Here is a 14,755-nt window from a genome sequence, read left to right on the forward strand (position 1 = left end):
CCGGCTCAAAAACGGGTGCAATACCAGCGGCTCAGCGTCGCCCACTGCCGTTGCGGAGTTTGTACTCTGACCGTCAATCGGCGGCAATCCGCATCCGCGCCGTCGAACGCCGTCTCGCGTCGCCAGCCTTCCGGCAGCGGTTCGGCATCGAGCCGACCGGTGACGGCGAATGCCTCCAACTGCTGATGCGCCATCACCCAGGCTTGCCGGTAGTGCCACTGGCGCTGGAACGACTGCAACAGCACCTGATGATACTGTAACAAGCCCAGCAGCGACACCGAGAACAACAATGCCGCCACCAACACTTCCGGCAGGCTGAAGCCGTTGCGGGATAACCGCCCTGCGCGAGCGTTAACCCTCACAGTCGGCCGGCCTTTTCTCGGGGCAAAAATCCAGCCGGCCGCCCGGCTGCGCTTGCACCCTGCCGACCGATTCCGCACCGTCAAACGCGCCCCATTGATACAGCCAAAGCAGCTCACCGCCGCGCATCTCCCCAAGGCCGCGTACCGTCACGACGCCCGCTCTGGCAGACAGCCGGGCGCAGGCCGTCAGTTCCGCGCGCTGCCTGCATAACCAGGCCGCCGCACTCAGCTCGGCGCGCGGCCAACGCTGGAGCATGCCCCAACTCAGCGCCGAAGCGGCCTGATTGTAAGCCTGGAGGTAGCGCTGCTGATCGGCGGCCAGTAACAGCGCGTTATCCAATTGCCGGTGCTGGGCATTGAGCAACATCAACCCCAACGCCAACAGCAACATTACCGCCGCCAAAGTACTGCCGCCTCGCTGGCTCCACCGGTTCATGGCAACGCCGCCATTTCGACGTTCCCGCTCAGGCTGCGCCTGATACGCGCATCGCCGACAGAGCGCCCCGCCAGAGTCAAACGGGCCAGCGCACCGCCATGCTCCCCGCGCTCTATCGCCACATGAAACCGCTCAATCTGCACTTCGTCACGATCGAGCAGCCGCTCCCAGCCGCCGCCGTCGCATTGGCTTACGCCGCGCTGCCCTTCCAAGCCGCCATTGCGCAGCCGATAACCGAAATAACCTGCATCCTCGCCCGAGGTGAGCCATTGCCCGCTGCGGGTGATGTCGTAAGCGACGATAACGCAGCTGCCCGCCGCTTCTCCCGCCGCCTGGCCGATCAGCAGCGGGCGGCCGGCGCACTGCCCGGCACAGAAACCGGCGCGGCGCAGGTCCTTCTCGATGCCGAACGCAAGTTGCCGCAGCGTTGACTCCAGCCGAAAATGCTGGCCGACGGCCACGTTTTGCTGGCGCAACAGCGGGTAGGTTTTCGCGGCGCCGAGCGCGATCACGCTGCCGAACACCAGCGCCAACATCACCTCCGGCAAGGTAAAACCGCGTTCGACAGTCAGCATGGCGCGGTCCCCCTTATCCGGAGCCCTTCGCTGCACAAACGCAGCCGCCCTCGGGCGGACAGCACCAGCCGCAGGCCGCCTGCCTCGTTGCTGAGCAGGATGTGCCCCGCCTGCGCGGTATTGCGCAAGCCGTAAAACCCGATCTCTTTGTCGGTGTAGCCGCTCAAAACGACGTCGCGGTAAGACGGTGAGAAAACGGAACCCTCGGCGGAAGCGCAATCCGGCGGCGGCACACCGCCGCCCAGGCACCAGGGCGTGCCGTTCTTGAACCACAGCAGCGTCGTGCGGTTGCGCCAGTTGGCGTCCGCCTGCAGTCGCAGTAAAAATGCCAGCAGCTGCTGGGCAGTATGTTCCAGGCGCAGCGTTTGCTGATGGTGGCGCCATTGACCGACGCCCCAGCCGGTGAGCATGCCGGCGATCAGGAGCGCCGCCAACAGCTCAATCAGCGTCATGCCACGCTGGCGGTCATCGATGTTCGAGAGCGTATTTTCTTTCATGCGGCCAGTTTAAGGGCCGTAACAAGGCGGTAAAGCCGCATGCGCAAGCCTTGCGGCAAGCTGCGCAATGTTTTCCCTATAGCGACAAATGGCGACAATAAAATGCGGCGCGGCGCGCAATGCGGATAAAAAAAGGGGCGCAATCGCTGCGCCCCTGGTGTGATGCGGTTAAGGTCAGATCGCGACCGGCGCCTTGATGACCGGGTGCGGATCGTAACCTTCGATCTCGAAGTCTTCGAAACGGTAATCGAACAGCGAAGCCGGCTTGCGTTTGATCACCAGCTTCGGCAACGGACGGGGTTCACGCGTCAGCTGCAGCTTCGTCTGTTCCATATGATTGCTGTACAGATGGGTATCGCCACCGGTCCAGACGAAGTCGCCAACGTCCAAATCGCACTGCTGCGCCATCATATGCACCAACAGCGCGTAGCTGGCGATGTTGAACGGCAGGCCGAGGAACACGTCGCAGGAACGCTGGTACAGCTGGCAAGAGAGCTTGCCGTCCGCCACGTAGAACTGGAAGAACGCGTGGCACGGCGCCAGCGCCATCTGGTCCAGCTCACCGACGTTCCAGGCGGAAACGATGATGCGGCGCGAATCCGGATCTTGTTTCAGTTGCTGGAGTACGTTGCTCAGCTGATCGATCTGACGACCGTCCGCCGCCCCCCAGGCTCGCCACTGCTTGCCGTACACCGGGCCGAGATCGCCGTTTTCATCGGCCCACTCGTCCCAAATGGTGACCTTGTTGTCACGCAGATAGGCGATGTTGGTATCGCCGTTCAGGAACCACAACAGCTCATGAATGATCGAACGCAGATGACATTTCTTGGTGGTCACCAACGGGAAGCCTTCCTGCAAATTGAAACGCATCTGGTGGCCGAAAATCGACAACGTGCCAGTGCCGGTACGGTCGGCTTTAGGAGTGCCCTCGGCGAGCACCTTGTTCATCAAATCCAGATACTGTTTCATTTGTCCCTCACGACAGTTGTTGCTGCGGGCGACGACGGTACGCCCAAATCATCATAATAACACCGGCCACCACCATCGGGATGGACAGGATCTGCCCCATGCTGATCACGCCGTCGAACAGGCCAAGCTGGGCATCCGGCTGGCGGAACGCTTCAACGATGATGCGGAATGCGCCATAACCGATCAGGAACAGGCCCGATACGGCACCCATCGGCCGCGGCTTGCGGATGAACAGGTTCAGAATGATAAACAGCACCACGCCTTCAAGCAGCAGTTCATACAGCTGGGACGGGTGACGCGGCAGCACGCCATACTGATTCAGCAGCGGCAGCAGAGAAGGATCGGCGGCGGCGAGCGCCACGTCTTCGCTGCGCGAGCTTGGGAACAGCATCGCCCAAGGGGTGTCGGTGGTCACGCGGCCCCACAGTTCACCGTTGATGAAGTTGCCGAGGCGGCCGGCGCCCAAACCGAACGGGATCAATGGCGCGATAAAATCGGAAACCTGGAAGAAGGTGCGTTTGGTGCGGCGAGCGAACCAGAACATCACCAGAATCACCCCCATCAATCCGCCGTGGAACGACATGCCGCCATCCCAGACTTTAAACAGATAGAGCGGATTATCCAGGAACAACGGCAGGTTGTAGAACAGCACATAGCCCACGCGGCCGCCGACGAATACGCCCAGGAAACCGGCGTAGAGCAGGTTTTCCACTTCGTCTTTGGTCCAGCCGCTGCCCGGCTTGTTGGCGCGGCGCACCGCCAGCCACATGGCAAAAACGAAGCCGACCAGATACATCAGGCCGTACCAATGCAAAGAAACCGGGCCAATGGAGAAAATGACCGGATCAAATTTAGGAAACGCCAGATAGCTATTGCTCATCTATCACCACAACATGTCTGTTATTTTTCCCCATGCGGGGGCGGCAGGTGCCAAACGTCGGCGCAGGTTGTCACACGCCTTTCAAACGGCAGCGTTGGCCGCTGCGGTTTGCAAGACGACGAACATGCGTCGCGCTGAGGTTGCGCATCATAACATAGGCTTAGCGCGGTCCGGGCCGGCAGCGCGGGAAAAGTTCTGTAAAAAAATCACATCGCGCGGCGATTATCTGCCGCCGCGAATCAACCCGCCCATGCCGCGTCGCTCCATAAACGCCGCCACCAAATGGCGCACTTCCGTGGTCATTTGGGTGTTCAACACTCGGTGCGCCAACACTTCGGCGTCGGCAAGATCGATATGCCGCAGCAGGTATTTGATGCGCGCCACGCTGCGTCCGTTCATGCTCAGATTGCGATAGCCCATGCCTACCAGCAACAGCGCGCCCATCGGATCGCCGGCCAGTTCACCGCACAGGCTAAGCTGCAGCCCGGCCGCTTTCCCCTGTTCGGCGATCAGCTTCAGCACCTGCAGCATCGCGGGATGCAGGCTGTCGTACAGCGAGGCTACCCGCGTGTTGTTGCGATCCACCGCCAGCAGGTACTGGGTCAAATCGTTGGTGCCTACCGAGATGAAGTCGACGCGCCCGGCCAAATGCGGGATCAGGAAAATCATCGACGGCACTTCCAGCATCACGCCGATTTTCGGTTTCGGGATCGCGTAGCCAAGCACCTCTTCCACCTCGCGCCCGGCGCGGTCAATCAAGCGCTTGGCCTCATCGACCTCTTCCAGGCTGGTGACCATCGGCAGCAAAATGCCCAGGTTGCCGGTGCCGGCATTGGCGCGCAGCATGGCGCGCACCTGTATCAAAAAAATCTCCGGCTGGTCCAGAGTGATGCGAATGCCGCGCCAGCCCAGGCAGGGATTTTCTTCGCTGATCGGCATGTAGGGCAGTTGCTTGTCGGCGCCGATGTCCAGCGTGCGCAGCGTGACCGGTTTGTTGGGGTAAAGCTGCAGCATGCCTTGATACTGCGCGACCTGTTCTTCTTCAGAAGGGAAACCGCTTTGCAACATGAACGGAATTTCAGTGCGGTACAACCCCACGCCGTCCACCCGGCCGCCCAACAGCTGTTCATGTTCCGGGCTGAGGCCAGCGTTCAACATCACCTGAACGCGTTCGCCGCTTTTCAACTGCGCCGGCTGTTCGACGTCGTCTTCCGCCAGCTTGCTCAGTTCCTGTTCTTCGCTGATCAGCCGTTGGTATTCCTGCACCAGCACCGGCTCAGGATCGACCAGCAGTTCGCCGCGATACCCATCAACGATCAGCAGCCGCTGGCTGAGCAGAGAAGGCTGGATGTCGGCGCCCATCACCGTCGGCACCCCCATCGCCCGCACCAAAATCGCCGCATGCGAATTGGCGGCGCCGTCGCGCACGACCACGCCAACCAGGCGATCCTGCGGCACTTCGGCCAGCAATGTCGCGGTCAGTTCATCCGCCACCAGCACAAAACGCGCCGGCCACTGGGTGGCGCCCTGAGTGGTGTCGTCGAGGTGGAACAGCAGGCGCTGACCCAGCGCGCGCAGGTCGCTGCCGCGCTCGCGCATATAGGTGTCCTGCAGTTTGGCGAACTGTTCGGCAAAGGCTTCTATCACCTGCTTCACCGCCCATTCCGCCACCGAGCCGTTGTCAATTTCGGCGAACAATTCGCGCTTGAGGCGGGCGTCGTTTAGCAGGTGAGAATAAAGATCGAAGATCGCCGCGCTCTCTTTTTGCGAGCTGGCGGCAAAACGCTTGCTGAAGCGGCGAAATTCCGCGCCGGCCTCTTCCAACGCCAACGTCAGGCGCTCGCGCTCGCTGGCGGTGTCCAGCGTCGACGCGCGGTAAACCTGATCGAGCGAAGGCTGGCTGCTGTCCTGCCACCCTTCCGCCACCGCTACGCCGGGCGAGGCCGCCAGCGCGCGCACGCGCGTTTGGCGATACTGGCCGAAAATGGCATTAAGCTGCGACTGTGAAAGGATCCCGGCCATCTGCGTGGCCAGGGTGACCATGAACGACTCTTCGCTTTCGTCGAACTGGCGCAGCTCGCGCTGCTGCACCACCAACACCCCCAACAGCTGGCGCCGGTGAATGATCGGTACCCCGAGGAAGGATCGGAAACGATCCTCTTTGACCTGCGGAACGTACTTGAAGCTGGGATGGCTTTGGGCATCGGCCAGGTTGATGGGTTCGGCCCGGCGGCCGACCAACCCGACGACACCTTCGTCAAACGCCAATGCGATAGTGCGCCCGCGCGGCTTTTTCAGCCCGCGCGTGGCCATCAGGTAGTAACAGCGGCGATCGTTGTCCGCCAGGTAAATGGAGCACACTTCGGTGTCCATCGCCAGACAGGTTTCATTGACCAGCAGATCCAGCGCATCCGTCAGACTGGCCGCCGCGGCCACCTTCTCTACAATTTCTCGCAAGCGCGTGAGCATAGTCGGCTTAACTTAACCTCTCTTTCGGCGATAAGCGGGGGCCTGCCGCGGCGCCGCCTGCTCTTGCATCGGCATCACGGTCACGGCGAATTCTTTCATCACCCGGCGGTAGACGTCGCGTTTAAACGACACCACCTGGCGCACCGGATACCAGAAGCTCACCCAGCGCCAACCGTCGAACTCCGGTGTGCTGCTGCGCTGCATGTTGATATCAGCGTCATTGCACAGTAGCTGCAACAAAAACCATTTTTGCTTTTGGCCGATACAAACCGGCTTTGTGTCCCAACGCACCAAACGTTTCGGCAATTTATAGCGCAACCAGTTGCGGGTCGAAGCCAGGATGCGCACATCCTTTTTACTCAGCCCCACTTCTTCGAACAGCTCACGGTACATCGCCTGCTCCGCAGTTTCGCCAGGGTTAATCCCACCTTGGGGAAACTGCCAGGAGTGCTGACCGTAACGGCGGGCCCATAAGACCTGCCCCTGACGATTACAGATTACGATACCAACATTCGGGCGGTAGCCATCATCATCGATCACCGGACTACCTCGATAAGCTTAAATTCGCATAGATGTCCTGATTGTTTCACACAAGCTACAGGCGGTAAACCACTGCTTTACGGCGCTGCGGGCCGGATAACATTGGGATAACTCACAGATATAGGCAAAGTTATAAACATGCATCGGCATTTCAGACCGGTTTTATTCACTTTTTCTGTGGATAGGTGTGTGTAGAACTCGAGGGATAAGCCGGTAAAACTCTCGTCCCCGAAAATCCCTCCTCACACCGAAAAAACAATATTACTCATAAAAACATATAATTAACCAATATCCCACAGTTATGTACAGGGCAAAAATGTGATCTATGCACGGTAAGGATCTTACCCTGGCGAAAGATCCACCAACGCCGTTTTTATCCACAGATTATCCGGGCAAGTTACGCACAAAACGGACAAATTCGTAAAAAACCGCCCGAGTCAAGGCTGTAAATTGAACCAGTGATCGGTAAAAATTTGGGTTATCCCATAAATCTGTGGATAAATAGGTGTAAGATCCTGTTTATTGTCGGTGGCTTCAGGTGAACAAGCCTCGCGGGAGCATTGTCGCCCGCGCAAGGAAAGAAAAAAAGTCATGTAAAATCATGCTACTATTATTCTTTTCCCCAGGCGACTGGGGTTACCGTTTCCCGTGTATCTTTGCAGTACGTTTTTCAACCAAATTCGACAGGCTTGATTTATGGCGTTTTTATCCCCTCTGCCACCCCCGCCGGAAAATGAACGGCAGCTGTTCGAGCGCGCTCAGGCGCTGGCCGGCTTCAGTTTTGGCGAACTGGCCGCCCGCGCGCAGTTGCCGATCCCCAAGGATCTGAAACGCGATAAAGGCTGGGTGGGCATGCTGCTGGAGCTGTACCTCGGTGCCATGGCCGGCAGCAAACCGGAACAGGATTTTCCCGAGCTGGGCATTGAGCTGAAAACCATTCCTGTCGACGCCGCCGGCAAACCGCTGGAGACCACTTTCGTCTGCGTGGCCCCACTCACCGGCAACAGCGGCGTCACCTGGGCCAGCAGCCACGTTCGCCACAAGCTGGCGCGCGTGTTGTGGATACCGGTAGAGGGCGAACGGCAAATCCCGCTGGCGCAGCGCCGCGTCGGTTCGCCGCTGCTGTGGAGCCCGAGCGCTGCAGAAGAAGAGATGCTGCGCCGCGATTGGGAAGAGCTGATGGATCTGATTGTGCTCGGTCACGTAGAACGCATCACCGCACGCCACGGCGAAGTGCTGCAACTGCGCCCCAAAGCGGCCAACAACAAGGCGCTCACCGAAGCCATCGGCGAACAGGGGCAACCTATCATGACGCTGCCGCGCGGTTTCTATCTGAAAAAGGGTTTTACCGGCGCGCTGCTGGCAAGACATTTCTCAATCTAAGCGATTTCGTTTAACTCTGGTTTAGCTAACCCTGTCAGCGCCACGATAAACGCGTATAATTCACGCTTTGCATTTATTAAGTATTAAGGTGTGTCGGGCAATGTTCGAATGGATTATGGATCCCAATGCCTGGTTAGCGTTAGGTACGCTAACCATTCTTGAGATCGTACTGGGTATTGATAACATCATTTTTCTGTCGCTGGTGGTGGCCAAGCTGCCCAAAGCGCAACAGAACAAAGCTCGCCGGCTCGGGCTGGCCGCCGCCATGCTGATGCGTCTGGCGCTGCTGGCCTCCATCGCCTGGGTGATCCGCTTGACGCACCCGCTGTTCACCGTGCTGGATCACGCCATTTCCGCCCGCGATCTGATCCTGCTGCTCGGTGGATTGTTCCTGATCTGGAAAGCCAGCAAAGAGATCCACGAAACCATCGAAGGCACGGAAGAAGAGCACCACACCAAGGTGCACAGCTTCTTCGGCGCGATCGTACAGATCATGCTGTTGGATATCATCTTCAGTCTGGATTCGGTGATTACCGCCGTAGGCCTTTCCGATCACCTGTTCATCATGATGGCGGCGGTGGTGATTGCCGTCGGCGTGATGATGTTCGCCGCACGGCCGATCGGCGAGTTCGTCAATCGCCATCCGTCGGTGAAAATGCTGGCGCTGGCGTTCCTGATCCTGGTGGGCTTCACGCTGATGCTGGAAAGTTTCCAGGTGCACGTGCCGAAAGGCTACATCTACTTCGCCATGTTCTTCTCCATGTCGGTAGAAGCGCTCAATCTGATGCGCAGCAAGAAAAACCGTTCGCCGGAATAACCCTACGCGGAGGCCGCCATCGGCGGCTTCCGCCGTTTCGTTGCCCCCCTCATTTCAGTTTTTCTTATCAGATAAAGACTTATCTGAGACGCTCTCTGCCAAGAGTTTGCTAATCTTGAAAGAACATTGTTTTCTGCATAATCGAGGATCCGCAGGATGAAAAAGTGGGTAATGGCAGTGTCTGCGCTGGTTATGGCCGCCGGTTTGGCGGGATGTTCCAGCGACTACGTCATGGCGACCAAAGACGGCAACATGATCCTGACGCAAGGCAAACCGGAGATCGACACAGACACCGGGCTCATCAGTTATAAAGATGAGAAAGGCAATCACCGCCAGATCAACGGCGATCAGGTTTCCCAGGTTATCGAACGCTAATCACCGCACGCCGGCTATCGCCCGCTCGAGCGCGGTAGCCCTCATTCGTGTCCGCACGGAATCCGCTTCCCCCATCTTCACCGCTTGGTTATAGTCAGGAAAGGCGACATCGCCGCCCGACGGACTTTGCGCCGTCTTCTGAATTGGGCTCCTGTTTCACCGGGCCGCACGGCCCGTCAGCGCTAACAAGAAAGGAAGGCCGTTAATGCAATACCACCGTATTCCCCACAGTTCTTTAGAAGTGAGCGTGCTGGGACTGGGCACCATGACCTTTGGCGAACAGAACAGCGAAGCCGACGCCCATGCGCAACTGGACTATGCATTGGCCGCAGGCGTGAACCTGATAGATACCGCCGAACTGTACCCGGTGCCGCCCCGCCCGGAAACCCAGGGCCTGACCGAAAGCTATATCGGCAGTTGGATCAAAGCGCGCGGCAATCGCGAAAAAATCGTCCTGGCCAGCAAAGTCTCGGGCCCGGTGCGCGGCACTGACAGCAGCATCCGCCCGCAGCAGGCGCTCGATCGCAAAAACATCCGCGCCGCTCTGGACGCCAGCCTCAAGCGGCTGAACACCGATTATCTCGATCTTTACCAATTGCACTGGCCGCAGCGCGCCACCAACTGCTTTGGCAAACTCAACTATCAATATACCGATGACAAAGCCACGGTCACGCTGCTGGAAACCCTGGAGGCGCTGACCGAGCAGGTGCGCGCCGGTAAAATTCGCTATATCGGGGTCTCCAACGAAACGCCCTGGGGCGTGATGCGCTATCTGCAACTGGCGGAGAAACACGAGCTGCCGCGCATCGTGTCGATTCAAAACCCGTACAGCCTGCTGAACCGCAGCTTTGAGATTGGCCTGGCCGAAATCAGCCAGCACGAAGGGGTAGAACTGCTGGCCTATTCCAGCCTGGCGTTCGGCACGCTGAGCGGTAAATACCTCAACGGCGCTAAACCGGCCGGTGCGCGCAATACGCTGTTCACCCGCTTCAACCGTTATTCAGGGCAGCAAACCCAACGGGCGATCGCCGAATACGTGGCGCTGGCCAAAAAACACGGGCTGGATCCTTCGCAGATGGCGTTGGCCTTCGTGCGTCAGCAGCCGTTCGTCGCCAGCACCCTGCTGGGCGCCACCTCGGTGGAGCAGTTGAAAATCAACCTCGACAGCCTCGACGTGATTCTGGATGAGGACGTGCTACAGGCGCTCGAAGAAATCCACACCCGGTTTACCATTCCGGCGCCTTGATAGCCTGAGGGCGCAGCCTGGCTGCGCCCCGTTTCACCGCCGCTGCGACCACCACAACGCGCTAATCGCCAGCGCAAACACCACGCCAAACCCTACGCCGACGCCCACCACCGGCACGCCCAGCTTCACGACCAAAGAATACAGGCCCAGCATCAGTAACATCGCGGCGTTTTCACCCAGGTTTTGCACTGCGATCGCATTGCCGGCGCCGACCGAATGTTTGCCCCGCTCCTGCAGCAACGCATTGAGCGGCACGACGAAGAAGCCCCCCAGCATGCCGATGAGCGCCAGCAAGACGTAGGCATTGAGCATGGTCGTTTGCAGCGCAAACACCGCGACCGCGACGCCGATCAGGATCCCGGCCGGCATACAGCGTTTCACCGTTTTAAGCGTGACGAAGCGCGCGGCGGCACCCGCGCCCACCACGATGCCGACGGCCACCATGGCGTTCAGCAGCGTTGGCGTGGCGTTATCGGCGATGCCGAGCGCCACCGGTACCCACAGCACCAGCAGAAAACGCAGCGTCACGCCGGCCCCCCAAAACAGGCTGGTGCCAATCAATGAGAAACGCGTCTGTCCATCGCGCCACAGCGTAACGCAGGCAGCAAAGAAGCTGTGCGTCATGGCCTGCGGACGCCACGAAGCGCCAGGACGCGCCGCCGCCAAACGCGGAATATACAGGTTGGCGACCACCGCTCCCGCGTAAACCAACGCGCAGGCCGCCAGCGCCGCCGCCACGTGCCAGTCCGCCAGAATACCGCCGGCCACCGAACCGGTCAGAATGGCCGCAATGGTCGAAGCCTCGATCAGGCCGTTAGCCTTGACCAGTTTCTCACCGCTGGTGATCTCGCCCAGAATGCCGTATTTGGCCGGTGAATACGCGGCGGCTCCCACACCGACCAGGCTGTAACCCAGAAACGGATTACCCCCAAAACAGATCACCAATGCCCCCGCCAATTTCAGGGCGTTGGCGAACATCATCACCCGCCCTTTGGCAAAGCTGTCGGCGATCTGGCCGACGAACGGAGCCAGAATGATATAGGTGGCGACAAAGGCCATCTGCAGGATCGGCTGGCTCCAGTCCGGATACAGCTGCTGCTTGATCAACGCCAGCGTGGCGAACAGCAACGCATTGTCGCCGAACGCCGAAAGGAACTGCGCGCTGATCACCGCGATCATGCCGCGTGACAACAAAGGGGATTCGGTCGAAGGATTCATCAGGCACTCTCCGGCTGTTCGGCCATATGACGCAGGGTGACGAAATCAGGTTTGCCGCTGCCGAGCACCGGCAGCGTTTTCAACAGGCGAATATCGCGCGGCACCGCCAGCTCCGGGCTACCCAGTTCGCGCGCCACCCGCAGCAATGCCTCGCGGGTAATGGCGGGATCGGTGGTGAACAGCACCAACGCCTCGCCTTTGCTGCTGTCGCTTTTGACCGTGGCGGCATGCAGTTTATCCGGCGACAGCCGTTGCGCCAGCAATTCGACGCTTTCCAGCGACACCATCTCGCCCGCCAGCTTGGCGAAGCGCTTCACGCGCCCGCGAATGGTGCAGTAACCCTGCTCATCCAGGCTGACGATATCGCCGGTGTCATACCAGCCCGGCTGCAGCACGCCGTTCGCATCTTCCGCCGCCGGCGGCTCCAGTTCGCCGGGGCGTTCAACCCGCAGATAGCCTTTCATGATATTCGGCCCCTTCAGCTGCAGACGGCCGCCGTTATCAATACCCGGCACCGCGATCAGACGCGCCTCCATCTGCGGCATGATACGGCCGACGGTGCCCACCTTGGTCGCCAGCGGCACGTTGATCGAGACCACCGGCGCGCACTCGGTCACGCCATAGCCTTCCAAAATGCGGATGCCGTATTTGTCCTGGTAGATCTGTTTGGTGCTGTCCGCCAGTTTCTCCGCGCCGGCCACGACATAGCGCAGGCGGGCAAAATCATACGGATGCGCGAAACGCGCATAGTTGTTAAGGAAGGTCGCCGTGCCGAACAGCACCGTGCAGTTACGGTCATATACCAGCTCCGGCACCACGCGATAGTGCAGCGGGCTGGGGTAGAGGAAAATGCGGCTGCCGGTGATCAGCGGCGTAAGCAGCCCCACCGTCAGGCCGAACGAGTGGAACAGCGGCAGCGACGACATGAAGCGGTCGCGCGGCGTGAAATCGGCGATGGTGCGGATTTGTTCTACGTTGGCCAGCAGGCTGGCGTGCGAATGCACCACGCCCTTGGGATGGCCTTCGGATCCGGACGTGAACAGGATCAGCGCCGGATCCTCCGGACGTTGCGGCAACGCCGCGCGCTGCGGCTGCAGCAAGTGACGCAGGATCCACAGCTTATCCGCCAGCGTGACCGTCTCTTTCAGATCTTCCAGATACACCCAGTTAGCCTGCGGCACCTGTTCCGGCAGGTGGGTCAGCTTGCCTTTCTCCAGAAACTGGCGCGAGGTGACGATGGTCTTGATGCCGGCGGCCGTCATCGCGCTGTTCAGGCCGTTGGCGCCTGCGGTGTAGTTGAGCATCGCCGGGATGCGATTGCGCAGCGAAGCGCCGAAGATCGCCGCCGCGGTAATGGTGGCGTTGGGCAACAGCAGCCCAACGTGCTCCCCCTCGGCGGTAAAGCGCTGCAGAATGCGGCTGACGCCCAGCGATTTCTTGACTAGCGTCTGGTAACTGTCTTCTTTGAAAGCGATGTCTTCGATACACGGCTTGCGGCGCCCATAGCGGTGCTGCGCCGCCAGCAAGGCATGGAACAGCGTTTGCGGCTCGCGCGTCTCCATGCGCGCCCGCATCATGATCTGCATCAGCCGATCGCCCGCCAGCGCCCGGCGTTCACGCGCGCGCGGCGCTTCCGGCATCGGCAGCGTGGTCGGCGGCAAGATGCGGATGCTGATTTGCGGGAACCAGCGGATCTTGAACACCCCGGCCATGCGGCCAAACGGGCTGAACTCCGGGCCATCGATCCGCACCGGCACCACGGTCGCGCCCGATTTGGCGGCGATAAACGCCGCTCCGTCGTAAATTTTCATCAGCGCGCCGGTCACGGTGATGCGCCCTTCAGGGAACACCACGATCGGCCGTCCCTGCTCGACCATGCGCACCAGTTGCTTGACGGCCATCGGTTTGGTGGGATCTAGCGAGACAAAATCGATGTAAGGCCGCAGCCAGCGCATAAACCAGCTCTCGCCGATGCTGGCATAGACCGCAAACACCGGTTTTATCGGCAGGAACAGCGCCAGCAGTACGCCGTCGAGGAAAGAGACGTGGTTCGGCGTAATCAGTAATTTTTGCCGTTCGAAGTGCTGGACGTCCCCTTCGACCCGTACCCGAAACAACAGGCGAAACAGCGCGCGCAGCAGTGAAAAGATCATGCCCTTCTCCCTTGGCCATGGAGGCGTAAATCGTTGTAGGGAAAAGAATACTATATGGCAGGCAAAAAAAAACCTACGCATCCGCGTAGGTTGGTGCAATTGAAAATGGCTTCAGCATGCAAGGCACGCTGATTTCTCACCAATCAATACCTCTGGGATCACCTACTCTAGAGAGATGGCGTGCAGGAAACTACCACCGAATCGCAAGAGTTCTGCTCCAAATGCAACCAGCTGTAAATTTCCCGCGATCTGCTGTAATAACTCAATGAAACTTAAATAATCGCCGCAGCGGAAAGATCAATAATGATGCGTCATCCGCAGGAAGCGAGTGGGGGGAGAAAAAAAGCCATGCGCATATGCTGGTAAGTGCAGCACATGAGGGTTCGGCCTAATCAAGACTGAAGCAGATCCTTTAATCCCTCTTGTCTCCTCAACGCTAAAGCAATCAATTAACGAAAACTATTCTCAAACGCAAGAGCCAAGTTAGACGTGATATCCAACGTGTCATTTTCATCAACTTATGCAATTCGTTTTCTTGCTTTTCAAGCACGGCAACAATAAAAAGACAAAGTCAAAAAGCGCCAACTAACAACAGAGCCGCCTCCAGACCTTGCTGTTATCGTGATCTCACGGCAAAAGTGCACGCCGAGGATAATTAATTATTAATAATTAAAAAAACCGCAAGCAATAAAACCTATGCATTAATAACCAAACAGAGTTAACAATTAAAAAAGAATAACAAAAACCAAAAAACCAGAATATAAATCTATTTTTACATAAATTTTTAGCACAATATTGCAAGAAATGAGATTGAAAAATAAAATAGCCATGCATT

14 protein-coding genes are annotated in these 14,755 nt (G+C 58.8%); 4 read left to right on the forward strand and 10 right to left on the reverse strand.

Annotated features, from left to right (window positions below; translation table 11 throughout):
* Positions 1 to 5: 5 nt before the first annotated feature.
* The 8 genes from CPH57_RS16240 to rppH form a co-directional block, all read right to left on the reverse strand.
* Entirely contained in the window at positions 6 to 362 is a 357-nt protein-coding gene (locus CPH57_RS16240) for a prepilin-type N-terminal cleavage/methylation domain-containing protein (RefSeq protein ID WP_015378915.1), read from the reverse strand.
* On the reverse strand, positions 352 to 798 hold the full coding sequence (locus CPH57_RS16245; RefSeq protein ID WP_096242558.1) for a YgdB family protein: 447 nt from the start codon (positions 796 to 798) through the stop codon (positions 352 to 354). Before CPH57_RS16245 ends, CPH57_RS16240 begins: the two co-directional genes overlap by 11 nt.
* Positions 795 to 1,373, reverse strand: a complete 579-nt coding sequence (locus CPH57_RS16250) for a prepilin peptidase-dependent protein (protein ID WP_047573881.1) — start codon at positions 1,371 to 1,373, stop codon at positions 795 to 797. Before CPH57_RS16250 ends, CPH57_RS16245 begins: the two co-directional genes overlap by 4 nt.
* On the reverse strand, positions 1,367 to 1,870 hold the full coding sequence (locus CPH57_RS16255; protein ID WP_047573880.1) for a prepilin peptidase-dependent protein: 504 nt from the start codon (positions 1,868 to 1,870) through the stop codon (positions 1,367 to 1,369). Before CPH57_RS16255 ends, CPH57_RS16250 begins: the two co-directional genes overlap by 7 nt.
* A gap of 174 nt (positions 1,871 to 2,044) precedes the next feature.
* Positions 2,045 to 2,839: a thymidylate synthase gene (thyA, locus tag CPH57_RS16260; RefSeq protein WP_047573877.1), complete on the reverse strand. Its 795-nt coding sequence runs from the start codon at positions 2,837 to 2,839 to the stop codon at positions 2,045 to 2,047.
* A 7-nt stretch (positions 2,840 to 2,846) separates the two neighbouring features.
* Positions 2,847 to 3,719 (reverse strand): prolipoprotein diacylglyceryl transferase, encoded by an 873-nt coding sequence (gene lgt / locus CPH57_RS16265; protein WP_015378920.1) that lies wholly within the window; start codon positions 3,717 to 3,719, stop codon positions 2,847 to 2,849.
* Between the two features lie 222 nt (positions 3,720 to 3,941).
* On the reverse strand, positions 3,942 to 6,188 hold the full coding sequence (gene ptsP / locus CPH57_RS16270; RefSeq protein ID WP_033644849.1) for a phosphoenolpyruvate--protein phosphotransferase: 2,247 nt from the start codon (positions 6,186 to 6,188) through the stop codon (positions 3,942 to 3,944).
* A gap of 12 nt (positions 6,189 to 6,200) precedes the next feature.
* A complete protein-coding gene (rppH, locus tag CPH57_RS16275) occupies positions 6,201 to 6,728 on the reverse strand; it encodes an RNA pyrophosphohydrolase (RefSeq protein ID WP_004931849.1) in 528 nt (175 codons plus the stop codon).
* 696 nt (positions 6,729 to 7,424) lie between these two features.
* On the opposite strand from rppH, the gene mutH reads away from it, so the two are divergent.
* The 4 genes from mutH to CPH57_RS16295 all read left to right on the forward strand — a co-directional run bounded on the left by mutH (position 7,425) and on the right by CPH57_RS16295 (position 10,549).
* Positions 7,425 to 8,111 carry a DNA mismatch repair endonuclease MutH gene (mutH, locus tag CPH57_RS16280; RefSeq protein ID WP_033644848.1) on the forward strand — a complete coding sequence of 229 codons (687 nt, stop codon included), beginning with the start codon at positions 7,425 to 7,427 and terminating at the stop codon, positions 8,109 to 8,111.
* A gap of 100 nt (positions 8,112 to 8,211) precedes the next feature.
* On the forward strand, positions 8,212 to 8,928 hold the full coding sequence (locus tag CPH57_RS16285) for a TerC family protein (protein ID WP_096242559.1): 717 nt from the start codon (positions 8,212 to 8,214) through the stop codon (positions 8,926 to 8,928).
* A gap of 156 nt (positions 8,929 to 9,084) precedes the next feature.
* On the forward strand, positions 9,085 to 9,303 hold the full coding sequence (locus tag CPH57_RS16290) for a YgdI/YgdR family lipoprotein (RefSeq protein ID WP_016929923.1): 219 nt from the start codon (positions 9,085 to 9,087) through the stop codon (positions 9,301 to 9,303).
* 205 nt (positions 9,304 to 9,508) lie between these two features.
* The gene (locus CPH57_RS16295) at positions 9,509 to 10,549 is read left to right on the forward strand and encodes an NADP(H)-dependent aldo-keto reductase (protein ID WP_033644844.1); all 1,041 of its coding nucleotides are present in this window, start codon (positions 9,509 to 9,511) and stop codon (positions 10,547 to 10,549) included.
* Between the two features lie 33 nt (positions 10,550 to 10,582).
* On the opposite strand, the gene lplT is transcribed toward CPH57_RS16295, so the two are convergent.
* Together lplT and aas are read right to left on the reverse strand one after the other, a co-directional pair.
* Positions 10,583 to 11,767: a lysophospholipid transporter LplT gene (gene lplT / locus CPH57_RS16300; RefSeq protein ID WP_033644843.1), complete on the reverse strand. Its 1,185-nt coding sequence runs from the start codon at positions 11,765 to 11,767 to the stop codon at positions 10,583 to 10,585.
* Positions 11,767 to 13,920: a bifunctional acyl-ACP--phospholipid O-acyltransferase/long-chain-fatty-acid--ACP ligase gene (gene aas, locus CPH57_RS16305; RefSeq protein ID WP_046687728.1), complete on the reverse strand. Its 2,154-nt coding sequence runs from the start codon at positions 13,918 to 13,920 to the stop codon at positions 11,767 to 11,769. The genes lplT and aas overlap by 1 nt, the downstream gene beginning before the upstream one ends.
* Positions 13,921 to 14,755 lie beyond the last annotated feature (835 nt).

Source organism: Serratia sp. JKS000199 (genome assembly GCF_900215455.1).
Classification (GTDB): Bacteria; Pseudomonadota; Gammaproteobacteria; order Enterobacterales; family Enterobacteriaceae; genus Serratia; species Serratia ureilytica.